Below are 22231 nucleotides of genomic sequence, written 5' to 3' on the forward strand. Positions count from 1 at the left end.
CTGCGTCCCCGCCGTGTCCCTCCCGTTTCCAGACCTGCCTCCCATCGATGTCCGCCGCGCCTACCTCGCCTGGTGCGCGCCTTCGCCGTGGCTGATTGCACTGGTAATGGCGTCGACCAGCGCCTGGATGCTTGCCAGCTCGAACCCGGCGCCGCCCCTGCTGGCGGGCGCCGGTGCCGCCGCGCTGGTGTGCTTCCGCAGCGAAGGCCCCGCCCATTCGGCGCGCACAGGCACCCTGGCGTCGCTGGTGCTGATCGGCTTCGCGGCCCGGTCCGCCTCCAGCGCTGGCCTGAGTCTCATGCCTGCAGGGATAGCGGCGGTCCCGGTGGCTGCGTTGCTTGCCCTGCGCCTGTGGGCCCTGGTCCGCATGGCCCGCCGCTTGCAGGACCGGGTGGACGCAACGGGCATGCAATCACGGTGGAGCAAGCTGCCTGCGGCCGTATCGGCCCTGCTCGCACAGCACCTGCGCGGGACCGCAACGCTGGCGCCCGCCCTTCAGCACACGCTGGTGCTGGCCACCCTCGCCTGGGCCGCCCACGAAGAAGCACAGACCCTGGAACGGCCACGATGACACCGCCGCCGGCACTCCCCATCTCGCACTTGAAACTGCAGCGTTCAATGAAGACCGATGCACGCACGCGCCAGGCGCCCCTGGTGCTGATTGCCGAGGATGAAGGCGAAATCGCTGACATTCTCGGCGCCTACCTGGCCCGCTCCGGGTTGCGCAGCGCCCGCGCCGCCGATGGCGAAGCCGCCCTCGCCAGCCACCGCCAGCTGCGCCCGGACCTGGTGCTGCTGGACGTGCAGATGCCGAAGTTGGATGGCTGGCAGGTCCTGAGTGAGCTGCGCCGGCGCGGCAACACACCGGTGATCATGCTCACCGCACTGGACCAGGACGTGGACAAGCTCACCGGCCTGCGCGTCGGCGCCGACGACTATGTGGCCAAGCCCTTCAATCCGGCCGAGATCGTCGCCCGCATCCAGGCGGTGCTGCGCCGCAGCGCAAAGCCCATGGCAGAAGAACCCAACGGGCTGATCCGGCAGGGCCCGTTCGAGATCGACCTGCGCAGCCATGAGGTCACCGTGCGCACTGATGACCATGTGCACGCTTTGAATTTCACACTCACCGAGTTCCGTCTGCTGGTGCACATGGCGCGCGCACCGCGCATGGTGCACAGCCGGCTGGATCTTCTCCAGACCTGCCTGCCGGAAGGCGATGCGCAGGAGCGCACCGTGGACAGCCACGTCAGCAAGCTGCGCCGCAAGCTGGAGGACGTCGGCATCATCGGCATTCCCGCCACCATCCGCGGTGTCGGCTACCGCTTCCTGGACTGAACCGATGAACCGCAAAGGCAAGAGCATCGGGCGCCAGATCACGCTGTCCATCACGGTCGCATCGCTGTGCTCGACCGTACTGTCGATCAGCGGTTTCTACCTGTTCTATTACCTCATGGAGGTGTTCTATCCACGCTGGTATGACGAGCCGGAGACCATCATGCCGTCAGGGCTGGAGTGGCTGTGGATCGGCCTGACCGCCACCGTGGTGGTGGCACTGGCCACGTTGATCGCCTCGCGCCTGACCCGGCGCATCATCACCCCGCTGAACTCGGTGGCCGAAAGCCTGCGTCGCGTCGCCAGCGGTGATCTTGAGGCGCGTGCGCGCGGCGGCGACACCTCGATGACCGAGGCCGCCACACTGGTCAGCGACTTCAACTCCATGGCCGAGCGGCTCAGCCGGATGTCCGAGAACCGCGTGTTCTGGAATGCAGCGATCGCACACGAACTGCGCACGCCGATGACCATCCTGCGCGGCCGCCTGCAGGGCATCGCCGAAGGCGTGTTCGAGCCCGGGCCGGAGCAGTTCGACAGCATGCTCACCCAGCTGGAGGGCCTGACCCGCATCATCGAAGACCTGCGCGTGGTGAGCCTTGCCGAAAGCGGTCACCTGGATCTGCGCCTGCAGCGCAGCGATGTCAGCGTGCAGGTAGCGGCGGTGGTCGAAGCGATGTCCGATGCGCTGACCGAGAGTGGTTTCTCGGTGACCTTGGACGCACGGTCTTCGCTGGCCGACTGCGATCCGGCACGCATCCGCCAGGCGGTGCTGGCGCTACTGGAGAATGCGCGGCGCCATGCGATCCCCTGCCCACTGCGGGTCCGTGTCACGCTGGCCGAAGGCCATTGCACCGTGACCGTTGAGGATGGTGGCCCCGGTGTGCCGGACGACCTTCGCGACAGCATTTTCGAAGCCTTCCAGCGCACCGATGTGTCGCGCTCGCGGCAGAGTGGTGGCTCCGGGCTTGGCCTGGCGGTGGTGCGCGCGATTGCCGTGGCCCATCACGGAACGGCGCAGTGCCGCCCAACCGAGCGCGGCGGCAGTGCGTTCGAGATCCGCTGGCCGGTGCACGCGCGTCGTTGAGGACGCAGCATTGCGGAGGAGGTTGCTCCGGTAGCGGCCCACCTTGGTGGGCACCACGTGCGTGGCTGAACGCCGCCGGTTTCTCCACGCAATCTCCATCGTCCCTCCATGCCCGCTCCAAAGGACTGCAGATACTGGGCGCGACGTGGGAGATGGCAGGCATCCGTCCCCTGCCCTGTCTCCGGCCCACCCAGGCATCCCATGAAACACCCCCACGATCCAGCGGCCGCCGCCGGCAGCATCGGCCAGCAGAATGCGGCCGCCACCCTTAAGGCCATCCTGCGCACCTACCCCTGGCAGCTCACCGGCACGTTCTCGCTGGTCGCACTGGAGAACGCACTGCTGCTGGCCTATCCGCTGTTCGCCGGCTTCGCGGTAGACGCGATCATCAGCGGCAACATCGGCCATGCCATCTCCTACGCCGGCGTGGTGCTGCTGTTCTGGTTGGTCGGTGCCGCCCGCCGCGCGGTCGATACCCGGACGTTCACCCGCATCTATGCCGATCTGGCAGTGAGCGTGGTGCAGGCGCAGCGCCGCCTGGGCCAGGCCACCTCCACTTCGGCGGCCCGCGTCGTTCTGGCCCGCGAGTTCGTCGACTTCTTCGAAAAGCACGTGCCGATCATCGCCACCGCACTGGTATCCATGTTTGGCGCTGCGGTCACGCTGCTCGCAATTGAACCGCTGGTCGGTGGTGCCGCTCTCCTCGCGCTGTTCGGTGCTCTCCTGCTGCTGCCGTCGTTCGCGCGTCGCAACGAGCAGTTGCATGGGCGCCTCAACAACCGCCTGGAACAGGAAATCCGACTGGTGGACCGGGTCAGTCCCTCGGTGCTGCGCCGTCACTACACCGCGCTGTCGCGCCTGCGCATCCTGCTCTCCGATCGCGAAGCCAGCGCCGTGCTGGCCGTCGGCGCGACGGCAGCAGCCCTGTTCGCACTGACCATCGGCCGCCTTGCCACCACCGATGGCGTTACCCCCGGTCACGTCTATGCGGTGATGACCTATCTGTGGACCTTCGCCGGCAGCCTGGACGATGCGCCGTCAATGGTGGATCAGCTCGCGCGGCTGAAGGATATCGGCCGGCGAGTCAGCCCCGGCATGGACGATGCGGACCACAAGGACGCCGCTTGACCGGTAGATGCCCACCTTGGTGGGCACCGGCGGGAGCCCGCGCCAACCAAGGTTGGCGGCTACCAGGCCTGAGCGGCGTTGCTCTGGTAGATGCCCACCTTGGTGGGCACCGGCGGGAGCCCGCGCCAACCAAGGTTGGCGACTACCGGGCGCGATGGGTACCCATGCGCCGCTTAGCGCTACAGGAACCTCGCCATCCGCTGCAGTTCGTCGTCCAGCGCGCCACGAAATACCTTGTCGCGGGCCAGCGACCTGCCGGCATAGCCCACGTTCGACACCAACTCACCTTCGCGCATGCTCAGGTTGGCCCAGCCCACCACCTGGTCGTGCCACAGTACCGGCAACGCGTAGTAGCCGTATTGACGCTTCGGTGCAGGCGTGTAGGCCTCGAACTTGTAGACCCAATCCCACAGCAGCTCGAAACGGCGGCGGTCCCACACCACCGGGTCGAATGGCGCCAGCAGGCGCACCTGTTCGTCCGGCGCATGGCGGCGCGAGCGCGGATTTTCGTCTTCCGGCCAGTACCAGGTGGTGCCGTCCAGCGTGCAGCTGGCCAGCTGCTGCTTGGCCAACGCCAATGCCTTGCGGGTCTGCTCGGCCAGATGTGGTGCGCCATAGCCCAGCAGGCGCACCAGATAGGTCAGGCTGGCCGAAGGCAGCGGTGCGTACTTGCGCACCACCAGATCGATCAGGGCGGCAGCACGTTTGATCTGCGCCTGTTCGCTGGAATCGGGCTCGGCATGATCGGCCACCGCGTAGATGCGCGTACCGCTATCGCGCCGTTGCACGCGCAGCAGGCCGCGGTAGTGCATGCCGTCCAGCAGATGGGTACTGGCATTGCTGGTGCCGCCCCAGTAGTTGATCACCCGCCCATGCGCGAACGCCTGGTCGACCTCGCGTGGGTGCACGCTGCCGCGCTCGCGCACGAAGGCCAACACGTCGGCCGCACGGCGATGGGTCTCGGCGTCCCACTCGCGTTTTGAGACACGCGGGTGCATCAGTGCCAGATGCTCGCGCGGCAGGAACCCGTAGTTCACCAGGCAATCCTCTTCCACCGGCAGACGCGTGTAGCGCCGCTCAAGATCCCCTGCGCGGTAATCCTTCACGCGGTGGCGCAGAGTCAGGTCCTGCGCGCGTGCGGGTGCGCGGATCGGGTCGGCCTGCACGAAGCCCAACCGCCGGATCGCGGCCAGCAGCGTGGTCGGCTTGAACAGGGTGCGCGCCACCGCGTAGCGGCGAAGATCATCGAGAGTAGGCGTGGCAGGCATGGCCTCATTGTAGATCCACGTCATGCGTAGGTGGGGCCTTGGCGAACCGTGCAACGGCATCCACGCATGGCATGGATCTACCGAAGCCGCGATACCTCCAGAGAACCGATCACCAGCGCCCGCATGCCCTGCTTGAACTCGGTGATCACCTGCCCCTCCTCGTCATCCGCAATCGCGTAGACGGTGTCGGCGCCGGCGATGCAGTAGAACGCGATCGTGGCCAGCAACCAGCGCGCCTTGTCCACCGGCAGGCCGAACACCTCGGCCACGTGCGCCTGGTGCGAGGCGATCTTCTCCAGCATCGGCGCAGTCGCCACCGTGCGCCGAAGCAGGTACGGCGGCAGCCCGGGATGCGCCTTCACCACCTCGCACAGCGACTCCACGAACCCCATCAGGTAGGCCTCCAGCCCACCCGGTGCGTCGACCGACGCGCGCGGAATCTGCCAGCGCTGGAACACCGCCTCCGCCACCAGGCGCTTCAACGCCTCCAGGTTGGCCACGCGCTTGTACAGCGCCGCCTGGGTCACCGCCAGTTCGGCGGCCACGTTGGCCATGGTCAGATTGGGCAGGCCCAGACGGATGCCGATGTCGGCCAGGCGCTCCGGGGTGATGGTGGGCGGGCGGCCACGGATCGGCGCCGTTGGATCGGGGTGCGTGCTCATGCGGTGCCTGCTCTTACGGTGCGCGTCCATACCCTGCTGAGGGTGCCAGCAAAGGGACCCTCTTGTCCGCTTCGATTGATTTAGTTTAACTTACTCAACTAATTCGGAAGGCGTCCAGCACGCTGCCCGTGATCGAGCCCATGGCTCACCTCCCGCCAGGTCCCCACCCAGCCAACAACCCTGCGCTGCGCCCTCTCCCCGTGCTTGCCGTCGGCAGCGCGCCAGGCGCGCTCGCGCCTGCGATTCACAGGACTCTGGCATGACCGTTTACAACTTCACTTCTGCACAGCATCGTGCTGCCGCATTCTCAGGCCTGATGCATCCGCCGGGCATGCCCCTGCGTTATCGGGTGTCCGCCTTGGCGTTAGGGCTGCTGGCCTCGTTTGCCGCCCTGGCCGACACTACACCGTCCACCCTGCCCTCGGTGCAGGTGCAGGAACAGCGCCGGGTCACTGCAGACTATGCGGGCGGGCAAGTGGCTGCCGGCAGCCGCGTCGGCCTGCTCGGCGACAAGGACTTCATGGACACGCCGTTCAGTACGGTCAGCTACACCGAGTCCTTCATCCGTGATCGCCAGGCCAAGGACCTGACCGACGTCATCGCCGCCACCGACCCTACGGTGTTCAGCAACGGCGTCACCGGTTCGTGGAGCGAAAACTACGCGATCCGTGGCTTTGCCTCCAACACCAGCGACACCACCTTCAATGGCCTCAGCGGCATGGCGCCGTACTACCGCACTTCGCCGGAAGTGTTCGAACGCATCGAGGTGCTGAAAGGCCCCTCCGCGCTGCTCAACGGCATGCCGCCGGGCGGTTCGGTTGGTGGCAGCGTCAACCTGGTCCCCAAGCGTGCCGGCGATCAAGCGCTGCTGCGCGTCAGTGCCAACTTTGCCTCCGACGCGCAGTTCGGCACCCATGTGGATATGGGCCGTCGCCTGGGCGCCGACAAGCAGTTCGGCATCCGCTTCAACGGTGCCTACCGTGATGGCGATGGCGCGGTCGGCAAGCAGCGCAAGAAGGCCCAGCTCGGTTCGCTGGCACTGGACTGGCGCGGCGAACGTGCGCGGCTGTCGGCCGATCTGTACAGCGCCGATGACCGCGTGGACGGCCCGGCGCGCGGCGTCGGTCTGGCACCGGGCGTGGCCATTCCGCGGCCGCCGCGTGGCGATACGCTGATCAACCCGGACTGGGCCTACGTGGACAGCCAGGACAAGGGCGCGATGCTGCGCGGCGAACTGGATATCAACGATAGCCTGACAACCTACCTCGCGTATGGCTCCAGCAGGACCGACTACCGCTACAACGGTTCGATCAGCGCGCAGGTCCTCAATCCAGCCGGCGACTTCACCACGGTGATCGGCCAGCTCGCCTTCGATATCAAGAAGCAGTCCGCAGATGCCGGCCTGCGCGGCAGCTTCCGCACCGGCGTTGTCAGCCACCAGTGGGCCGCCAACGTGACCCACTACCAGCACACCCAGAACGATTACGGCCGCCGCAGCGTGCCGGGCTGGGACTGGACCACCAATCTGTATAACCCGGTGTGGGGCCCGGCGGCACCGTTCGTAGCGCCGCACATCTCACACACCGAGCTGCGGCTGGACAGCCTCGGTTTCGCCGACTCCCTCGCCTTCGCCGATGACCGCGTGCAGCTGACCTTGGGCGTGCGCCGCCAGCAGGTGGTCAGTGAAACCTTCAACGTCGCTACCGGCGCATGCACCTCGCGCTACGACGAGAGCGCCAACACGCCGGCAGCGGCGCTGCTGGTGAAGGCCACCGAAAGGGTCTCCCTCTACACCAACTACATCGAAGGCCTCAGCCAGGGCGCCACCGCGCCGATGACCGCCGCCAACGCCGGCGATGTGTTCGCACCGTTCCGCACCAAGCAGAAGGAGCTGGGCCTGAAGCTGGACCTGGGCAGCTTCGCGCACACCTTCAGCGTGTACGAGATCAAGCGACCGAGCAGCTACACCGATCCGGTCACGAATATCTTCTCGTTTGGTGGCGAACAACGTAACCGCGGCGTGGAATGGGGCTTCTTCGGCGCACCGATGGACGGCGTTCGCCTGCTCGGTGGCGTGGCCTATGTGCAGCCGAAGCTGACCCGCACGGCCGGCGGCGTGAATGAAGGACGCATCGCCACCGCCGTGGCGCAGCGGCAGGCCAAGCTGGGCGTGGAATGGGATGTGCCGACCTTGCAGGGCCTCACCTTGACCGGCAATGCCACGGCGATGTCGAAGCAGTACATCAGTGCCGACAATAGCCTGTCGGTGCGGGGGCGTACGTTGTTCGACGTGGGCGCGCGCTACAGCACCACCGTGGCGGGTCGACCGCTTGCGCTGCGGGCCAGCGTGAACAACGTGACCAACAAGGCGTACTGGGGCATGCCGTTGCTTTCAAGCCTGGCGCTGGGTGCGCCGAGGACGGTGTTGCTCTCTGCGACGATGGATTTCTGAGCCGGACGACAAACTGTCAACGGGATCCACGCCTGGCGTGGATCTACCGACACAAGGCACGACCACGCACGCACTGATCACGAAAGCACGCGCGCCACCACCGCCAGCACCGCCAGATGCCCCACGTAGTACCCATAGAACACCCAGCGCCAGCGCGGCAGTTGCCACGGCACCCGCGTCGCCAGCACGACCACCGGAACAGCCAGCACTGCCCAGCCGTTGCGGTTGACCCCGCACACCGCTGCAAGCCCAACCAGCAACAGCCACCACGCCCGATGCTGGAACGCGAGCCAGGCCAGCAGCACGGCGCCAACACCGGCCCACTGGTAGTCCACGAACATCGGCAGCACGCCGGCAGCCAGCAACAGCAGCACAGGCCGATTGTTCGCAAGCGCATGCACGGCCACCACCGCCAGGGTGAAGGTGAGCAGGATGTCGAGCGGCAGCCAGGAACCGAACGCAAGTGCGTGCAACGGCTGCGCGATCAGCCCCCATAGCGCGAGCCGGCGAATCGATTTGCGCAGGTCGGCGCCCGGCTGGGCCAGGTTGCAGGCCATCACCAGCGCGAACAGCGGGAAGGCGATACGCCCCAGTTCGCTGACCACCGGCACGTAGCCGCCGAAGACCACCTTGGCCACGTGGTCGCCGGTCATGGCCAGCAGCGCGATCCACTTCAGCAGCTCGCGCGCGCCGCTGCCGAGGGTCAGGTTGAACGTGGACGTCCCGGTCGTGGTCGCTTGCATCGCGGAAGCTTATGCGCAACGGCCAGCCCATTTCCAGCGCCGCGCAGGAGGCCACCGCTGCAAGCCGCAGGTGGCGGCGCTATGCTGGCCGCCCCTGCTTGTGAGACACCCGCCATGCGCACCCTGTACCCGGCCATCGAGCCCTACCGCGAATTCACCCTGCCGGTGAGCGATCTGCACAGGCTGCATATCGAAGAGTGCGGCACGCCGGAGGGCATTCCGGTGGTGTACCTGCACGGTGGCCCGGGCGCCGGTATCTCGCCGACCCATCGGCGCTTCTTCGACCCGGCGCGCTACCGCATCGTGTTGATCGACCAGCGCGGCAGCGGCCGCTCCACGCCGTTCGGCGAGCTGCGCGACAACACCACGCAGGACCTGGTGGCCGACATCGAGAAGGTGCGTGAGCACCTGGGCATCGAACGCTGGCTGGTCTACGGCGGCTCGTGGGGGTCGACGCTGTCGCTGGCCTACGCGCAGGCACATCCCGAGCGCGCCACCGGCCTGATCGTGCGTGGCGTGTTCCTCGGCCGCGAAATCGAGAACCGCTGGTTTGCCGAGGCCAACGGCGGTGCACGCTGGATTTTCCCGGAGCGCTGGGACCGCTATGAGGCCTACATTCCAGAAGCCGAGCGTGGCGACATGATCGCGGCCTACTGGACGCGCATGAATGGCCCGGATGAAGCGACCCGCATCGAAGCCGCACAGGCCTGGCTGGGCTGGGAAGACAACGCCGCCACCCTGCAGCACGACGTGGATGCCGAATCCACCGACGATCCGCTGGACGTGCTGGCCAAGGCGCGCATTGAAGCGCATTACTTCCGCAACGGCATCTTCCTGGAGCCGGACCAGCTGCTGCGTGGCATCGATCGCATCCGCCACCTGCCCGGCGTGATCGTGCAGGGGCGCTACGACATCATCTGCCCACCACGCAGCGCATGGGATCTGGCCAAGGCCTGGCCGGAAGCCAGGCTGGAGATGGTGACCTCCGGCCACAGCGCGAACGAGTCGGCGACGGTGGATGCGCTGGTACGTGCCACAGACGCGTTCGCCGACCGCTTCTGAAGGCTTGGGGTAGTGCCGGCCGCTGGCCGGCATCCCAGCGATCGCCGGTAGAATCGTCTATCGCGCACACCCCGCGATTTCGGCTTCCCACCAAGTACAGTCTCAGGCTCGCTCTCCGCACGTCACGGATTGGCATCAAACACCACCGTCATGTTGCCCTGCCAATGCGAACCGGGTGACTTCAGCATCTCCGTCACCGCGTCACGCCCAGCAGTAAAGCGCAGCGTCGAACGCCGCTGCACCAGATAGCCATCCGGCGTGAAACGTGGCGCCCGCGCATCATCCGGCAGCAGCGCTGCGTTCTGCGCAGGCCGTCCATCGCGCACGTTGCTCATGCCCGGAATGGTGACATCCAGGTCCACCGGCACCGCAACATCAGCGCCGGCGTTGCGGATACCGCATCGCCCGCCAGCCTCGAACTCACAGCGCAGCTTCATGCTGAAATCCATCGATGTGGTGAGGTGGAACGGAAGCTCCTGGCGCAACCATCGGGGGGCGCGACCGTGCCCACTCCATTGCGACCAGCCTCCCTCCGGCACCAACTGCACGCCAGGCTGCTCACCAGCAAAGTTGACCTGGAAATCATGGGCGACATGCAGCGTGAAGTTCAGGGAAAGAAGCCTGTCGGACACCACCGCGTTGTCACCGAAGTCAAAGTCTCCACCAGGCCCTATATCCAGGTCCAAGCGTCCCCTGTATATACCATTCTGCATCAACAGTGGATCTGGCGTAACCAGCTCATAGGAGAAGCTGAGCCCGCGGGAAATGCTCAGTTTCCCGGGGATGGCGTGGCGCGCACGCTTTACACAGCTGCCATCGTCAGCGAACTCCCATACGAACAGCGCGCTGAACGCAGTACCCGTGATGGGGCCGCCGCGACCCCGGCAGGGTGCGGGCGGCAAGAACAGGCCCCAGCTGCCATCCCATAACGCATAGTGTGCATCATAGGCACCACTGGAAGGATCCGCGCCGACCAACTGCCTTACATCCGCGGGGAGGACGGCATCACCCGCCAGGATTCCAATGCGAATGGCAACCTCGGATTCATGCGAGCCATTGGAGACCTTCAGCGTTCTCTTCCTTGATGGAATTTTCAGATGGAACGATTGCCTGGCATCACCATCTGCAGGCACATCAAGAAAGCTGACATCGATTGGCAGCGCCAGCGAGAAGACACCGTGGGCCTTGCAGTTGTAGTAGCTCGCCCAGATGACACAGAGGCCTGATTCCGGCGTTGTGTTCACGAAGCGGTTGTGCGAAGGATTGAGTGCGTTCGGGCGGAACTCCGCCATGATATCCAGCTCCAGCGACCAGGCGCATGGTATTGCCGCGGACAATCCAATGAAGATGGCGGACATGAGCGTGTAGCGCCAGGTGCTGCGATTCATTCGCATGCGTTCGTCCTTCTTTGTATAGACAGCCTCCACTTAGCCCCCAGCCTTCTGCGACGGACACCCCACTCTTCCCACCATCAATACATCCCCCTCGCGCGGATAGCGACCCTCCTCCATCGTCAGCACACAGCTGACCAGGTTCGGGTAGCGCAGCTCCACCACCGGCGCGCGCGCGCTGAGCTCAAGGGTGAAGAACCCTTCTTCCTGGCTGACGCTGCGCCCGGCGTGATTGATCACCTGCACACCGCGCGTGCCGTTGCCCTCGGCATCGAGTACCTGACCCATTACGGTGAAGGTGCGCAGCACATCCACGGTGGTGTGCATGACCCCGCCCTTGTTCAGGTGGTAGCTGACGGTGGCAGGCTGCAGCGTGGCGGCGGGCGCGTTCCGACCCTGGAAGTCGAACTGCACATGGCCTGCCCGGTAAGCAGTAACCGGCACGAAGTTGCGCCCCGGCTTCAGTTCCACGCCGCCGCCCCGGCTGTCATCGGCACGCAACGCAACACCGGGGTAGTCGCTACGCACGTCAACGATGATGCCGGTATCCACGCTGCCGCTGCGCCCCTGGCCCAGCACCGCTGCATGGCCACCGCCGATCACCAGCGTACTGTCCAGGTTGGCGCTGCCACTGACACGGCCCGAGCCTGCGCCACGGTACAGCTGCAGGTCGCCCTCCAGCAGCGAGCTCTGCAGATAGGCACCCGCGGTGGCACCGACGCCGCTGCGCTCGGCACTGATCATGCCGTTCACGCTCTGCAGCAGCTTGCCGTCGACGCGTTGCGTCGCTGCCGCGCTGACATAGGTGTCGCGCTGGCCAGCCTCACCGGTGCGACTGCCCAGGCTGCCACTGTAGCTGCGGCGTTCACTGCCCAGCGACACACTGACGGTCAGATCGATACCGCGCTGCCTGCGATAGTGGGTGAAGCGGCTGCCGGGGCGGTCGTAGGCCGAGACCCGCCAGTTCACATCATGCTTGCCGAACAGGGTCTCGCGACGGCCATAGGAGACGTCAATGCCGGTGCCCTTGGTGAAGCCCGAGCTGCGGGCCACACGCAGGGTGGCGTTGTCGCGGTGGCTGAAACGATGGGTGATGGATACCGCCGTGGTGTCCTGCCAGCCGCCACGCGTTTCCCAGCGCGGTGCAGAACCGTCACCAGGCAGGACGCGCTGGCGCTGCTCGGCCCAGCTGCGCGCATGGTTGGCCACCACAGAACCGGCGCGGTAGCGGTACAGCCCCTGCAGGTCCATGCCACGCCCGGCATCACTGGAGGTATAGAAATTGGTGTAGGTGCTGAAGCGGTCGTTTGCCTGCCAGTCCATCGACAGGCCAGTCGCACGCCGCGCGCCGATCTGCTGCACCGTGGCACCGGCCACCGCACGGGGATGCACCAGGTAATTGACCACCGCACCCGCGGCCAGCTTGCCCTCCTGCGTTGCGCGACCACTATCGAGCAGGCCGCGCTGTTGGCCGGCAAACACGCTGTAGCGCCAACGGCGGCTGGGGTCGCTCCAACGGCTGGGCTTGTGGATCGACGCAGTCTCACGGGAGGCCTCATGGCCATCTTCGACGACGCGCAGTTCCACGTCGTAGATGCCCCCCGGCAGGCGACGGGTGTCGATTTCCTGGATACCGGGCTTGACCGCCTGCGTGGACAGCAGATTGCCATCGCGCAGGATCTCCACCACGCCTTCGCGGCTCGCGGTGACGTAGACCGGGTACACGCTGTGGCTGCGCGTGTCGGCCAGCAGCACGTCCGACGAGCCGAGCATGAATCCCAGCGCGGTATCGTTCTGCGAACCCGGTGCACGCGGTTGGCGGATGATGCCCTCGAATGTGGGCAGAAAATACCCCGCGCGCACGAAATGGTCGCCCAGCTCGCGCTGCGCATACAGGGCGCTGAGATAGTGCTCGCGGCTGCCCGGTTGGGCATAGTACTGATAGCTGCCGACGGTACTCCAGCGCCCGACGCTCCCCCGCAGTTCGGCACTGTAGCGTGCAGTGGCCTGCTGCTCCTGGCCGCCATGCACAGCCAGGCTGTTGCGCACGATCAGGCCATGGCTGCCTCCCTCCGGCAACGCGACGTGGCGCCCTTCCTTGTGCGCGCCCGCCGGGGTCAACAGGCTGAGAAGGGAGTTGGACAGGCTATAGTGCAGCGCCGCGAGCCCACGGCATTGCTGAGGGCACACCCCGAGCAGCAACGGCTCGGCCAGCGCGTCAGCCCAGCGCGTACGTTCGCTCTCTGGCCACGTGCTCCCATGCGCTTCGCCGAATCCAATCAGCTGCACGCGATTGTCTTCGTGCAACAGAACTTCGGCGTCGCCCAGATAGTCCCCGTCCAGCTCCACCCGCACGGTCAGCGGATTGCCAAACAGGTGCTCGCGGAACTCCGCGGGCATGCGCTCGCGCTGCTCCAGCAGGCTGGGCAGCTCGCCGAGCGCTAGGCCGGCGGCCTGGCTCGACGCGGCAAACACCACGGCGCCGATGCCAGCAGCCAGGCGCGCGAGGGCTGGAGATGCGGGACGGATGGGAAGTCTCATGGGCGGATCCCCGTGCCCTCCCTCCGCATCCCTGATGCGGAAGGGAGAGCACGAAGCTGTTTGATCGTCAGATGTCGCTCTCGAAGATCATGTGGAACTGGCCGCCGTAGCGGCCCTGCTTGTAGCCACCGGCCGGCGCAGTCGGGGCGATGGCAAACGCCAGCGACTTGCCGGCCGCCGCCTGCGATTCAGTGGCCACCTCGATCTTGGCTGCCGCGGTGGCCGGCACGACCTTGTTGTCCAGTTTGACGACCAGGTCCACCACGTCTGCCGCCGATGACATCTGCGCCGGCGCGGTGAGATAGGCACTGATGGCCGCCGGTGACTTCACGTTGATGACGCGGCCGGTCAGCTCAATCAGCTCCTGGCGGGCGGTGTCCCACGGCAGGTTCTGCGGCAGGCCTTCCCAGCCGTCCGGTGTGGACACCTGCAGGCCGGACGCGTTCGGCACGTCGGCGGTGACGTTGACGGTGATCGACTTGGTTTCGGGCGCTGCCAGGGCAACGGCCGGGGTGATCAGCAGGGCGGTCGCCGCTGCCAGCACAGTGGTCTTCAGGGACATCGATGTACTCCAGGTTCAAGAGTGGATATCAAGGTGCCAGGCAAGGGCAATGCAGTCCCAGCGGGCGCCTGGCAGGCCCGTTCGGAACAGATCCATCGGTGGAAGTGCGTTCAGCGGCGTGAGTCGATGCTGCGCTGGCTCTCGCCTTCGAGAAGCTCGAAGCGCAGGAACTGGTGTTCGGCGGCCTGCAGCGCATAGCTGTTGCCGGGACGCACATGGGCGATGATTCCAGGTGTGCAGGTGTCTGGGCGGTCGCGCTCGCACTGGCGCAGGTTGTCCAGCACCACGGTGGCATTGCCACGATTGCGCACCTGTCGCGGCTCGATGAGCGTGTCGTAATGCGGGTTGTCCGGTGCGACGAAGAAAATCGTGCCGTAACCAGTGAACACGCGGATGGCCGAGGTCAGCTCCGACGCCTCACGGGCCTGTTCCTCGCTGAGCGAGAATTCCTCGGCCGTCGGGGCCACCGGAATGAAGCGCAAGCGGTAGTAGCGTTCCCGGTCACGCGCACCGCGATACACCAGGCGTGTGGCCTGCTGCCCGCTGCCGGCGATGATCAGGCGGCTGGGACTGGCGATGACGCCCTGTGCGTCCGGTGCATTGCGGACCAATGCTGTGGTATCCACCGGTGCCTCGCTGGCCTTTCCCTGCGCATCGAAGTGCATCTCGGTGACCTCCACGCGCACATAGGCCGTGGCATCACCGGTGTTGCGGATGCGCTTGAGCAGGTTGCTGTGCGCAGGTTGCAGGTAATCGAACAGCACGCCGACGTTGATCTGGGGTGTCGATGCACGTGCGGTGCCGGAAAGGAGGACCAGAAGAAGCAGTGAGAGAAGATGAGGCATGGTGAGCGCGCAGCAGGAGGCGAGCTGAAATTTTCACGACTGGATCACAAGTTCGATATGCAACAAGTTGCAAAAGTCGACATACGCCAGCTGCTTGAAACAATTCCGAGTCTGCACACCCGGGCACACCGGACCGACACGATGGCGATGAACCGCAAGGCACTTGCCTGCATGCCGGCCTGCATTTTTCGCGCGTCGCTTACGGATCGCTGCTGATGATTGCGTCAGGGTCGCCAGCGTGGCGATTTCCATCACAGGAGCAAGCCATGACAGGTTTCCGCTACCTTCCCGCCGCCCTCATCATGACCGCCGGCCTGCTGCTGGGCGCGTGCTCCAGAAGCCAGGAAGCCGGCAAGGCCACTGCCACCGATGAAGTGACCGAGGTAAAGCCCATCCCGGCCTATGCGGCACTGGACAAGGACAAAGACGGCGTCGTCACCCTGGCCGAGGTGGATGCGGTGGCGCCGGACTGGGCCGGGCGCCTGCACGCCTGCGATACCGACCGCGACCAGAAGCTGAGCCGCGGCGAGTACGACGTGTGCAAGCAGACCAGCACCTCGCACTGACGCAGTGATCAACCCTCGGCTGCGCCAACCTGTGTACGGCTATACCATGGTATAGCCGGGCTAACCCACGGGCCTCTAGGACTGCCCCATTCAGGGGCGGACAATAGCGCCACTGGCCAGGGCAACCCTGGCTGGACTCTTCCCCTCATGGAGACGCAGATGGACCCCGACCCTGCCGGGCGCACCGTGCCCCGGATACCCGCTTGCTGCCTGTTCCTGGCGCCTGCCCGCCGGTCCCTGCCTGCCTGAGTGACGGGGATCGCCAGGCGCCGCCTGCCTGGAGATCGCCCCCGTGTCCTACAAGATCCTCTACATCACCCTGCGCCGCCTGATCGGCGAGCGCGATGTCGCCGCCCTGCGCAGCCAGCTGCTGCAACACAGCCCGGTCATGTTTGCCCGTTCGCTGTCGCTCGGTTCACCACGCGTGGTGGCCGACGCGCTGTCGCTGCTGCCGATCAGCGAGCGCATCAACGTGCTGCGCCACCTGCCCTATCCCCTGCGCGATGCGATGAAGCCACTGTGCATCGGCGGCAGCCAGCGCCTGCACATGCAGCCGTGGTCACCGGCGGTGCTGGCGATGCGCCACGCCTGAACTGCTTCGTCCATTCCGTTCGTGTTCCGGCCCCGGCCGGCTCTGACATTCGAGGAGAGTCCCATGAGCCTGCTCAACGCCTGGTTCAACGCCTTCCTGCGCAGCCGTCGCGCAGGCAACCTGTTCCGCCGGCGCGCGATGCCCGAGGCCGGCTTCGGCCCGGGCAGTGCCGAAGCGGCGCCGTTCGCACTCACCACCGGCCTGGTCACCCTCGCCCAGCAGGGCGAAACCGAGCTGCTCGCCACCCTGGAATCGCATGCCGATGGTCTCAGCCCGCATGAGGCCGAGGAACGGCAGGCCACGCTTGGCCCCAACGAGGTGGATCACGAAAAGCCGCTGCCGTGGTGGCGGCACCTGTGGCAGTGCTACCGCAATCCGTTCAACCTGCTGCTGACGGTACTGGCGGCAGTGTCCTGGCTGACCGAGGACATCAAGGCCACCGTGGTGATCGGTGCGATGGTGCTGCTGTCCACGCTGATCCGCTTCGTGCAGGAGGGCCGCTCCAACCGCGCTGCCGAACGGTTGAAGGCATTGGTGGGCAACACCGCGCGCGTACTGCGCCGCAATCCGGGTACCGAAGCCGCCGATGTGGCCGACCAGTACTTCGGCGCCCACCTGCACAGTCGTCGCCCGGCGCGCCTGCTGGACCTGCCGATCCGCGAGCTGGTGCCCGGCGACCATATCGTGCTGTCGGCCGGCGACATGATTCCGGCCGATTGCCGCGTGCTGACCGCCAAGGACCTGTTCGTGGCGCAGGCGGCAATGACCGGTGAGTCGCTGCCGGTGGAGAAGTTCGCGCACCCGGGCGACGGACTGGCCGGCCTGCTGGAACAGCACAACCTGCTGTTCATGGGTACCAATGTGGTGTCCGGCACGGCCACGGCCATCGTGCTGGCCACCGGCAACCGCACCTACTTCGGAACGTTGGCCCAGCGCAGCACCGCCACCGACCGCGCACCGACCGCCTTCCAGGCGGGGGTCAACAGTGTCAGCTGGCTGCTGATCCGCTTTGCGCTGGTGATGGTGCCGTTCGTGCTGCTGATCAACGGCTGGACCAAGGGCGACTGGACCGAGGCGTTCCTGTTCGCGCTGTCGGTGGCGGTGGGCCTCACCCCGGAGATGCTGCCGATGATCGTCACCTCCACCCTGGCCAAGGGCGCGGTGCTGCTGTCGCGGCGCAAGGTGATCGTCAAGCGCTTGGACGCGATCCAGAACTTCGGCGCGATGGAAGTGCTGTGCACCGACAAGACCGGCACCCTCACCCAGGACAGGATCGCGCTGGAGCGCCACACCGATGTGTTCGGCCACGATTCGGAAGACGTACTGAAGTTCGCCTATCTCAACAGCCACTTCCAGACCGGGCTGATCAACCTCCTGGACCGCGCGGTGCTGGAACACGTGGAGCTGCAGAGCTCGCTGCGGCTGTCGCAGGACTACCACAAGGTGGACGAGATTCCGTTCGACTTCGAGCGCCGCCGCATGTCGGTGGTGGTGTCAGAGCGCGAGGACCACCACGAGCTGATCTGCAAGGGTGCGGTGGAAGAAATGCTGGCGGTGTGCAGCACCGTGCGCGAGAACGGCCGGGACATGCCACTGGACGAGCACCGCCTGGCCCGCGTGCGGCAGACCACCGAGGAACTGAACGAACAGGGCCTGCGCGTGGTGGCGGTGGCGATGAAGGAGACCGCCGCCTGCCAGACCACCTATTCGCAGGCCGACGAGTGCGACCTGACCCTGGTCGGCTACGTGGCCTTCCTGGACCCGCCGAAGGAATCGGCAGCGCAGGCGCTGCAGGCGCTGGCCGCGCATGGCGTGGAGGTCAAGGTCTTCACCGGCGACAACGAACTGGTGACCGCCCGTGTCTGCGCACAGGTGGGGCTGGACGCCGACTCCATCCTGACCGGCCCGCAGATCGAGCGCATGGATGACGGCGCGCTGTCGCGGGCGCTGCACCACCACCGCGTATTCGCCCGGCTGACGCCGCTGCACAAGGAGCGCCTGGTACGCGAGCTGCGCGCGCAGGGCAAGGTGGTCGGCTTCCTCGGTGACGGCATCAACGATGCACCGGCGCTGCGCGCAGCCGACATCGGTATCAGCGTGGACAGCGCGGTGGACATCGCCAAGGAGGCGGCCGACATCATCCTGCTGGAAAAGAACCTGATGGTGCTGGAGGAAGGTGTCATCCAGGGCCGGCGCACGTTCAACAACATGCTGAAGTACATCCGCATGACCGCCAGTTCCAACTTCGGCAACGTGTTCTCGGTGCTGGTGGCCTCGGCCTTCCTGCCGTTCCTGCCGATGCTGCCGCTGCAGCTGCTGGTGCAGAACCTGCTGTACGACATCTCGCAGATCGCCATCCCGTTCGACAACGTTGACGAGGAGCTGGTGCGCAAGCCACTGAAATGGAATCCGGCTGACATCGGCCGCTTCATGGTGTTTTTCGGGCCGATCAGCTCGATCTTCGACCTGAGTTGCTTCGCGCTGATGTGGTACGTGTTCGATGCACGCACGCCGGCCGACCAGGGCCTGTTCCAGTCCGGCTGGTTCGTGGTCGGCCTGCTCACCCAGACCCTGATCGTGCACATGATCCGCACGCCGAAGGTGCCGTTCCTGCAGAGCATCGCCGCGCCGCCGCTTCTGCTGATGACCGGCCTGATCATGGCCATTGGCGTGGCTCTGCCGATGAGCCCGCTGGCCGGCTATTTCAAGCTGCAGGCGCTGCCGGCCGGCTACTGGCCGTTCCTGGTGGCGATCCTGTTCGGCTATGCGGTGCTGACCACTGCGCTGAAGCGGTTCTACATCCGTCGTTACGGCTGGCAGTAAGCGCCCGCCGCCTTGTCCAGGGAGAATTACAATGGACATCAATCCGAACCTGCCGGCGTTCAACGCCGGCGCAACCCTGAGTTCGCTGATCAGCCTGTCGGTGGCGTTCGTGCTGGGCACGGCCATCGGCCTGGAACGGCAGCTGCGCCAACGCACCGCGGGCCTGCGCACCAACACCCTGGTGGCGGTGGGAGCGGCGGTGTTCGTCGATCTGGCCGTGCGCTTCCATGATCTGTACGGCGGACCACCCTCACCACTGCATGTGGTTGCGTATGTGATCTCCGGCGTCGGCTTCCTCGGTGCCGGCGCGATCATGAAGGACGGCGCGCAGGTGTCCGGCCTGAACACCGCCGCCACCCTGTGGGGATCGGCGGCGGTGGGCGCCTGTGCCGGTATCAAGCTGCTGCCCGAAGCAGTACTCGCGGCGGTGTTCGTGCTGGCCGCCAATACCCTGCTGCGGCCGCTGGTGAACCGCATCCAGCGGCAGCCGCTGCCGGAAGCGTTCAGCGAGGCGACCTATGCGATCAACGTGGTCTGCCAGCGCGAGCAGCAGGCCGAGGTGCTGGACCAGCTGTTGCTGCTGCTTGAGCAGGCACAGTATCCGGTGCGCGCGGTGGACCAGCGCCCGTTCGGTGAGCGCGATGTGGAGATCGAAGCGGTGCTGTATGCCACCACGGTGGATGCCGGTGAGCTCGATGCCGTGCTGGCCACCCTGGCGACCACGCCCGGTGTGCTGCAGGGCTTCTGGAACGCCAGCCTGGAGGAGTAGTGCCGGCCGCTGGCCGGCAACCTCGTGATCTCCGAAGCACCGTGCAGTTGCCGGCCAGCGCCCGGCACTACCAGGCATCGCTCTGGTTTGTGCCGACCGACGGTCGGCACCCACCGCACGAGAGCACGCCGACCAAGGTCGGCGTCCACCAAAGCCGGCTTTGCTATCCTTTCCGCCCACGCCAGGGAACTGTCCCGATGCCATCGCTGTCGCCCCGCCGCCCGCTGGTGCTGCTGGCCCTGATCATCGTGATGGCGGCGATCTTCCTGATCGATACCGTCACCGATTACGCGGTCGCCGCCGCCTGCTTCTATGCGGCGGTCATCCTCGCCGCAGCGCGCGTACTGAGCGCGCGCGGGCTGATCTCCCTGGCCGTCGCCTGTATCGCACTCACCGGGCTGAGTTTCTTCCTCACCCGCTTCGGCACCTACCGCATCGGCCTGGTCAATTCGGTCATCGGCATGCTGGTGATCGGCATCACCACCTATCTCGCCCTGAACATGGAAGCGGCCAAGGCCGCCGTGCAGGAAGCGCAGGGCCGCCTGCTGCGGGTGGCACGCGCCTCCACCGTGGGCGAGCTCACCACCTCCATCGCCCATGAAGTCAACCAGCCACTGGCCGCCATCGCCAGCAGCGCCGAAGCCTGCCAGCGCTGGCTGGCGCAGGACCCTCCGAACGTGGACAAGGCCCGGCAGACCGTGGCGCGCATCCTGGCCGACGCGCACCGCGCCGGTGACGTGATCGCCCGCATCCGCGGCCTGACCCAGGGCGCGGCACCGGAACGACGCGCCTTCGACCTGAACCAGGCGGTGGAGGAAATGCTGGCGCTGTCGCGCAGCGAGCTGGACCAGCACGGCGTGGCGGTGGCGCTGCTGCTGGACGCCGACCTGCCGCCGGTACACGCCGACCGCGTGCAGGTACAGCAGGTGATCGGCAACCTGATCCTCAATGCGGTGGACGCGATGGAGCCAGTCCCTGCTGCGGACCGGCGACTGTCGCTGCTGACCCGGCGTGACGGTCAGCGGGTCAGTCTCAGCGTGCGCGACCGTGGTGTCGGCCTGCCCGCCGATCATCCCGAGCGAGTATTCGATGCATTCTGGACCACCAAATCACATGGGCTCGGCCTGGGCCTCAGCCTGAGCCGTTCGATGATCGAAGCCAATGACGGCCAGATCCGCGCCGAACGGCCGGCAGGCGGCGGTGCCTGCTTCGTGTTCGACCTGCCCATCGCCTCGGACGTTCAACATGCGTAAGCCCGCTTCCCCAGCCATCGACCCAGCGCCCATCGTCTACGTGGTCGACGACGATCCGTCGGTCCGCGCCGCACTGGAAGACCTGCTGGCCTCGATGGGCCTGCAGGTGCGGGCCTTCGCCTCCACCCAGGCCTTCCTCGAACACGACCTGGAAGACGCGCCAGCGTGCCTGGTGCTGGACGTGCGCATGCCCGGCCAGAGCGGCCTCGAATTCCATCGCACGATGGGCAGCCACGGCCTGCAGCTGCCGGTGGTGTTCATCACCGGCCACGGCGACATCGCGATGGGCGTCAACGCAATCAAGGATGGCGCCATCGAATTCCTGACCAAGCCCTTCCGTGACCAGGAGCTGCTCGATGCCATCCACAAGGGCATCGAGATCGACCGCCAGCGCCGCCGCGACGGCGAGGCACTCGGCGCACTGCAACTGCGCTGGGACACCCTCAACGCTGGCGAGCGCGAGGTGGTCGATGGCGTGGTGCGCGGCCGGCTCAACAAGCAGATCGCCGGTGACCTCGGCGTCAGCGAGATCACGGTGAAGGTGCGCCGTGCGCAGGTGATGCGCAAGATGGGCGCACGCACCCTGGTTGACCTGGTACGCATGTACGACCGCCTGCAGGCGGGGACGCCATGAACGCGTACGTCGCATTGCTGCGCGCGGTCAACGTCGGCGGCACCGGCAAGCTGCCGATGCGCGAACTGGTGGCAGTGTGCAAGGACGCCGGCTTTTCCGACACCCGCACCTACATCGCCAGTGGCAACGCGGTGTTCCGCAGCGGGCTTGATGAAGCCGCCGTGCGGGAGGCCCTCGCCCGACGGCTGAAGGCCTACGCCGGCAAGCCGGTAGGCGTGCTGGTGCGATCGGCCAGCGAGATCGCCGACGTGGTGGCGCGCAATCCGTTTCCGCAGGCCGCCGGTAACCGTGTGGTGGCATTGTTCCTCGATGCCAGCCTCCCCGCCGATCCGTTGGACGGCGTGACCGGCCGGCGTGATGAACAGCTTGCACTCGGCACGCGCGAGATCTTCGTTCATTACGGTGCTGGCATGGCCGACTCGCGCCTGCGGATGTCCTATGCCCAGCAAGGCACTGCCCGCAACATGAACACGGTGGGCAAGCTTGCAGCGATGGCCGCCGCGCTGGCCTAGCCTGCCAGCATT

20 protein-coding genes are annotated in these 22231 nt (G+C 66.4%); 13 read left to right on the plus strand and 7 right to left on the minus strand.

Annotated features, from left to right (window positions below):
* Window positions 1-106: 106 nt before the first annotated feature.
* From AC5P8Y_RS09285 to AC5P8Y_RS09300, 4 genes are all read left to right on the plus strand, one after another.
* Window positions 107-571, plus strand: a complete 465-nt coding sequence (locus tag AC5P8Y_RS09285) for a hypothetical protein (RefSeq protein ID WP_049433531.1) — start codon at window positions 107-109, stop codon at window positions 569-571.
* Between the two features lie 47 nt (window positions 572-618).
* Window positions 619-1335, plus strand: coding sequence for a response regulator (locus AC5P8Y_RS09290; RefSeq protein WP_032965890.1), 717 nt, complete (start codon window positions 619-621; stop codon window positions 1333-1335).
* Between the two features lie 4 nt (window positions 1336-1339).
* Window positions 1340-2416 carry an ATP-binding protein gene (locus AC5P8Y_RS09295; RefSeq protein ID WP_049403769.1) on the plus strand — a complete coding sequence of 359 codons (1077 nt, stop codon included), beginning with the start codon at window positions 1340-1342 and terminating at the stop codon, window positions 2414-2416.
* A 201-nt stretch (window positions 2417-2617) separates the two neighbouring features.
* Window positions 2618-3544 carry an ABC transporter six-transmembrane domain-containing protein gene (locus tag AC5P8Y_RS09300; RefSeq protein WP_049403770.1) on the plus strand — a complete coding sequence of 309 codons (927 nt, stop codon included), beginning with the start codon at window positions 2618-2620 and terminating at the stop codon, window positions 3542-3544.
* Window positions 3545-3723: 179 nt separating this feature from the next.
* On the opposite strand, the gene AC5P8Y_RS09305 is transcribed toward AC5P8Y_RS09300, so the two are convergent.
* Window positions 3724-4836: a DNA glycosylase AlkZ-like family protein gene (locus AC5P8Y_RS09305; RefSeq protein ID WP_239507130.1), complete on the minus strand. Its 1113-nt coding sequence runs from the start codon at window positions 4834-4836 to the stop codon at window positions 3724-3726.
* Between the two features lie 53 nt (window positions 4837-4889).
* The gene (locus tag AC5P8Y_RS09310) at window positions 4890-5474 is read right to left on the minus strand and encodes a TetR/AcrR family transcriptional regulator (protein ID WP_049403771.1); all 585 of its coding nucleotides are present in this window, start codon (window positions 5472-5474) and stop codon (window positions 4890-4892) included.
* 259 nt (window positions 5475-5733) lie between these two features.
* Between AC5P8Y_RS09310 and AC5P8Y_RS09315 the strand changes: the two genes are divergently transcribed.
* Entirely contained in the window at window positions 5734-7926 is a 2193-nt protein-coding gene (locus tag AC5P8Y_RS09315; RefSeq protein WP_164133483.1) for a TonB-dependent receptor, read from the plus strand.
* Between the two features lie 77 nt (window positions 7927-8003).
* Here the strand turns inward: AC5P8Y_RS09315 and AC5P8Y_RS09320 are convergent, their stop codons facing one another.
* The gene (locus tag AC5P8Y_RS09320; RefSeq protein WP_111108907.1) at window positions 8004-8669 is read right to left on the minus strand and encodes a TraX family protein; all 666 of its coding nucleotides are present in this window, start codon (window positions 8667-8669) and stop codon (window positions 8004-8006) included.
* Window positions 8670-8783: 114 nt separating this feature from the next.
* Between AC5P8Y_RS09320 and pip the strand changes: the two genes are divergently transcribed.
* A complete protein-coding gene (pip, locus tag AC5P8Y_RS09325) occupies window positions 8784-9731 on the plus strand; it encodes a prolyl aminopeptidase (RefSeq protein WP_088470419.1) in 948 nt (315 codons plus the stop codon).
* Window positions 9732-9853: 122 nt separating this feature from the next.
* Here the strand turns inward: pip and AC5P8Y_RS09330 are convergent, their stop codons facing one another.
* From AC5P8Y_RS09330 to AC5P8Y_RS09345, 4 genes are all read right to left on the minus strand, one after another.
* The gene (locus AC5P8Y_RS09330; RefSeq protein ID WP_146257099.1) at window positions 9854-11119 is read right to left on the minus strand and encodes an H-NS histone family protein; all 1266 of its coding nucleotides are present in this window, start codon (window positions 11117-11119) and stop codon (window positions 9854-9856) included.
* 39 nt (window positions 11120-11158) lie between these two features.
* Complete coding sequence (locus tag AC5P8Y_RS09335) at window positions 11159-13663, minus strand: TcfC E-set like domain-containing protein (RefSeq protein ID WP_049452381.1); 2505 nt, start codon at window positions 13661-13663, stop codon at window positions 11159-11161.
* A 67-nt stretch (window positions 13664-13730) separates the two neighbouring features.
* Window positions 13731-14225: a CS1 type fimbrial major subunit gene (locus AC5P8Y_RS09340; protein ID WP_033834294.1), complete on the minus strand. Its 495-nt coding sequence runs from the start codon at window positions 14223-14225 to the stop codon at window positions 13731-13733.
* Window positions 14226-14335: 110 nt separating this feature from the next.
* Entirely contained in the window at window positions 14336-15070 is a 735-nt protein-coding gene (locus AC5P8Y_RS09345; RefSeq protein ID WP_049403779.1) for a CS1 fimbrial subunit B flags: Precursor, read from the minus strand.
* Window positions 15071-15336: 266 nt separating this feature from the next.
* On the opposite strand from AC5P8Y_RS09345, the gene AC5P8Y_RS09350 reads away from it, so the two are divergent.
* From AC5P8Y_RS09350 to AC5P8Y_RS09380, 7 genes are all read left to right on the plus strand, one after another.
* On the plus strand, window positions 15337-15636 hold the full coding sequence (locus tag AC5P8Y_RS09350; protein ID WP_049433538.1) for an EF-hand domain-containing protein: 300 nt from the start codon (window positions 15337-15339) through the stop codon (window positions 15634-15636).
* A 292-nt stretch (window positions 15637-15928) separates the two neighbouring features.
* Window positions 15929-16228 carry a hypothetical protein gene (locus AC5P8Y_RS09355; RefSeq protein ID WP_033834298.1) on the plus strand — a complete coding sequence of 100 codons (300 nt, stop codon included), beginning with the start codon at window positions 15929-15931 and terminating at the stop codon, window positions 16226-16228.
* Window positions 16229-16291: 63 nt separating this feature from the next.
* Window positions 16292-19051: a magnesium-translocating P-type ATPase gene (mgtA, locus tag AC5P8Y_RS09360; protein WP_111108904.1), complete on the plus strand. Its 2760-nt coding sequence runs from the start codon at window positions 16292-16294 to the stop codon at window positions 19049-19051.
* 31 nt (window positions 19052-19082) lie between these two features.
* Window positions 19083-19820 carry an MgtC/SapB family protein gene (locus AC5P8Y_RS09365; protein WP_033835009.1) on the plus strand — a complete coding sequence of 246 codons (738 nt, stop codon included), beginning with the start codon at window positions 19083-19085 and terminating at the stop codon, window positions 19818-19820.
* Between the two features lie 197 nt (window positions 19821-20017).
* Window positions 20018-21073 carry a sensor histidine kinase gene (locus AC5P8Y_RS09370; protein WP_033835010.1) on the plus strand — a complete coding sequence of 352 codons (1056 nt, stop codon included), beginning with the start codon at window positions 20018-20020 and terminating at the stop codon, window positions 21071-21073.
* Window positions 21066-21707, plus strand: a complete 642-nt coding sequence (locus tag AC5P8Y_RS09375) for a response regulator transcription factor (protein WP_049403339.1) — start codon at window positions 21066-21068, stop codon at window positions 21705-21707. The genes AC5P8Y_RS09370 and AC5P8Y_RS09375 overlap by 8 nt, the downstream gene beginning before the upstream one ends.
* Window positions 21704-22219 (plus strand): DUF1697 domain-containing protein, encoded by a 516-nt coding sequence (locus AC5P8Y_RS09380; protein ID WP_111108903.1) that lies wholly within the window; start codon window positions 21704-21706, stop codon window positions 22217-22219. The genes AC5P8Y_RS09375 and AC5P8Y_RS09380 overlap by 4 nt, the downstream gene beginning before the upstream one ends.
* Window positions 22220-22231: the final 12 nt, after the last annotated feature.

The sequence above is a fragment of the Stenotrophomonas sp. YJH_SMC_12-1 genome (assembly GCF_059370935.1).

Bases quoted from the DNA above. Each gene is read 5' to 3' on its own strand.
- AC5P8Y_RS09350 (WP_049433538.1), top strand. From the start codon at position 15,337: ATGACAGGTTTCCGCTACCTTCCCGCCGCCCTCATCATGACCGCCGGC.
- pip (WP_088470419.1), top strand. From the start codon at position 8,784: ATGCGCACCCTGTACCCGGCCATCGAGCCCTACCGCGAATTCACCCTG.
- AC5P8Y_RS09345 (WP_049403779.1), bottom strand. From the start codon at position 15,070: ATGCCTCATCTTCTCTCACTGCTTCTTCTGGTCCTCCTTTCCGGCACC.
- AC5P8Y_RS09315 (WP_164133483.1), top strand. From the start codon at position 5,734: ATGACCGTTTACAACTTCACTTCTGCACAGCATCGTGCTGCCGCATTC.
- AC5P8Y_RS09305 (WP_239507130.1), bottom strand. From the start codon at position 4,836: ATGACGTGGATCTACAATGAGGCCATGCCTGCCACGCCTACTCTCGAT.
- AC5P8Y_RS09335 (WP_049452381.1), bottom strand. From the start codon at position 13,663: ATGAGACTTCCCATCCGTCCCGCATCTCCAGCCCTCGCGCGCCTGGCT.
- AC5P8Y_RS09300 (WP_049403770.1), top strand. From the start codon at position 2,618: ATGAAACACCCCCACGATCCAGCGGCCGCCGCCGGCAGCATCGGCCAG.
- AC5P8Y_RS09380 (WP_111108903.1), top strand. From the start codon at position 21,704: ATGAACGCGTACGTCGCATTGCTGCGCGCGGTCAACGTCGGCGGCACC.
- AC5P8Y_RS09320 (WP_111108907.1), bottom strand. From the start codon at position 8,669: ATGCAAGCGACCACGACCGGGACGTCCACGTTCAACCTGACCCTCGGC.
- AC5P8Y_RS09295 (WP_049403769.1), top strand. From the start codon at position 1,340: ATGAACCGCAAAGGCAAGAGCATCGGGCGCCAGATCACGCTGTCCATC.
- mgtA (WP_111108904.1), top strand. From the start codon at position 16,292: ATGAGCCTGCTCAACGCCTGGTTCAACGCCTTCCTGCGCAGCCGTCGC.
- AC5P8Y_RS09365 (WP_033835009.1), top strand. From the start codon at position 19,083: ATGGACATCAATCCGAACCTGCCGGCGTTCAACGCCGGCGCAACCCTG.
- AC5P8Y_RS09285 (WP_049433531.1), top strand. From the start codon at position 107: ATGGCGTCGACCAGCGCCTGGATGCTTGCCAGCTCGAACCCGGCGCCG.
- AC5P8Y_RS09330 (WP_146257099.1), bottom strand. From the start codon at position 11,119: ATGAATCGCAGCACCTGGCGCTACACGCTCATGTCCGCCATCTTCATT.
- AC5P8Y_RS09340 (WP_033834294.1), bottom strand. From the start codon at position 14,225: ATGTCCCTGAAGACCACTGTGCTGGCAGCGGCGACCGCCCTGCTGATC.
- AC5P8Y_RS09310 (WP_049403771.1), bottom strand. From the start codon at position 5,474: ATGAGCACGCACCCCGATCCAACGGCGCCGATCCGTGGCCGCCCGCCC.
- AC5P8Y_RS09370 (WP_033835010.1), top strand. From the start codon at position 20,018: ATGCCATCGCTGTCGCCCCGCCGCCCGCTGGTGCTGCTGGCCCTGATC.
- AC5P8Y_RS09375 (WP_049403339.1), top strand. From the start codon at position 21,066: ATGCGTAAGCCCGCTTCCCCAGCCATCGACCCAGCGCCCATCGTCTAC.
- AC5P8Y_RS09290 (WP_032965890.1), top strand. From the start codon at position 619: ATGAAGACCGATGCACGCACGCGCCAGGCGCCCCTGGTGCTGATTGCC.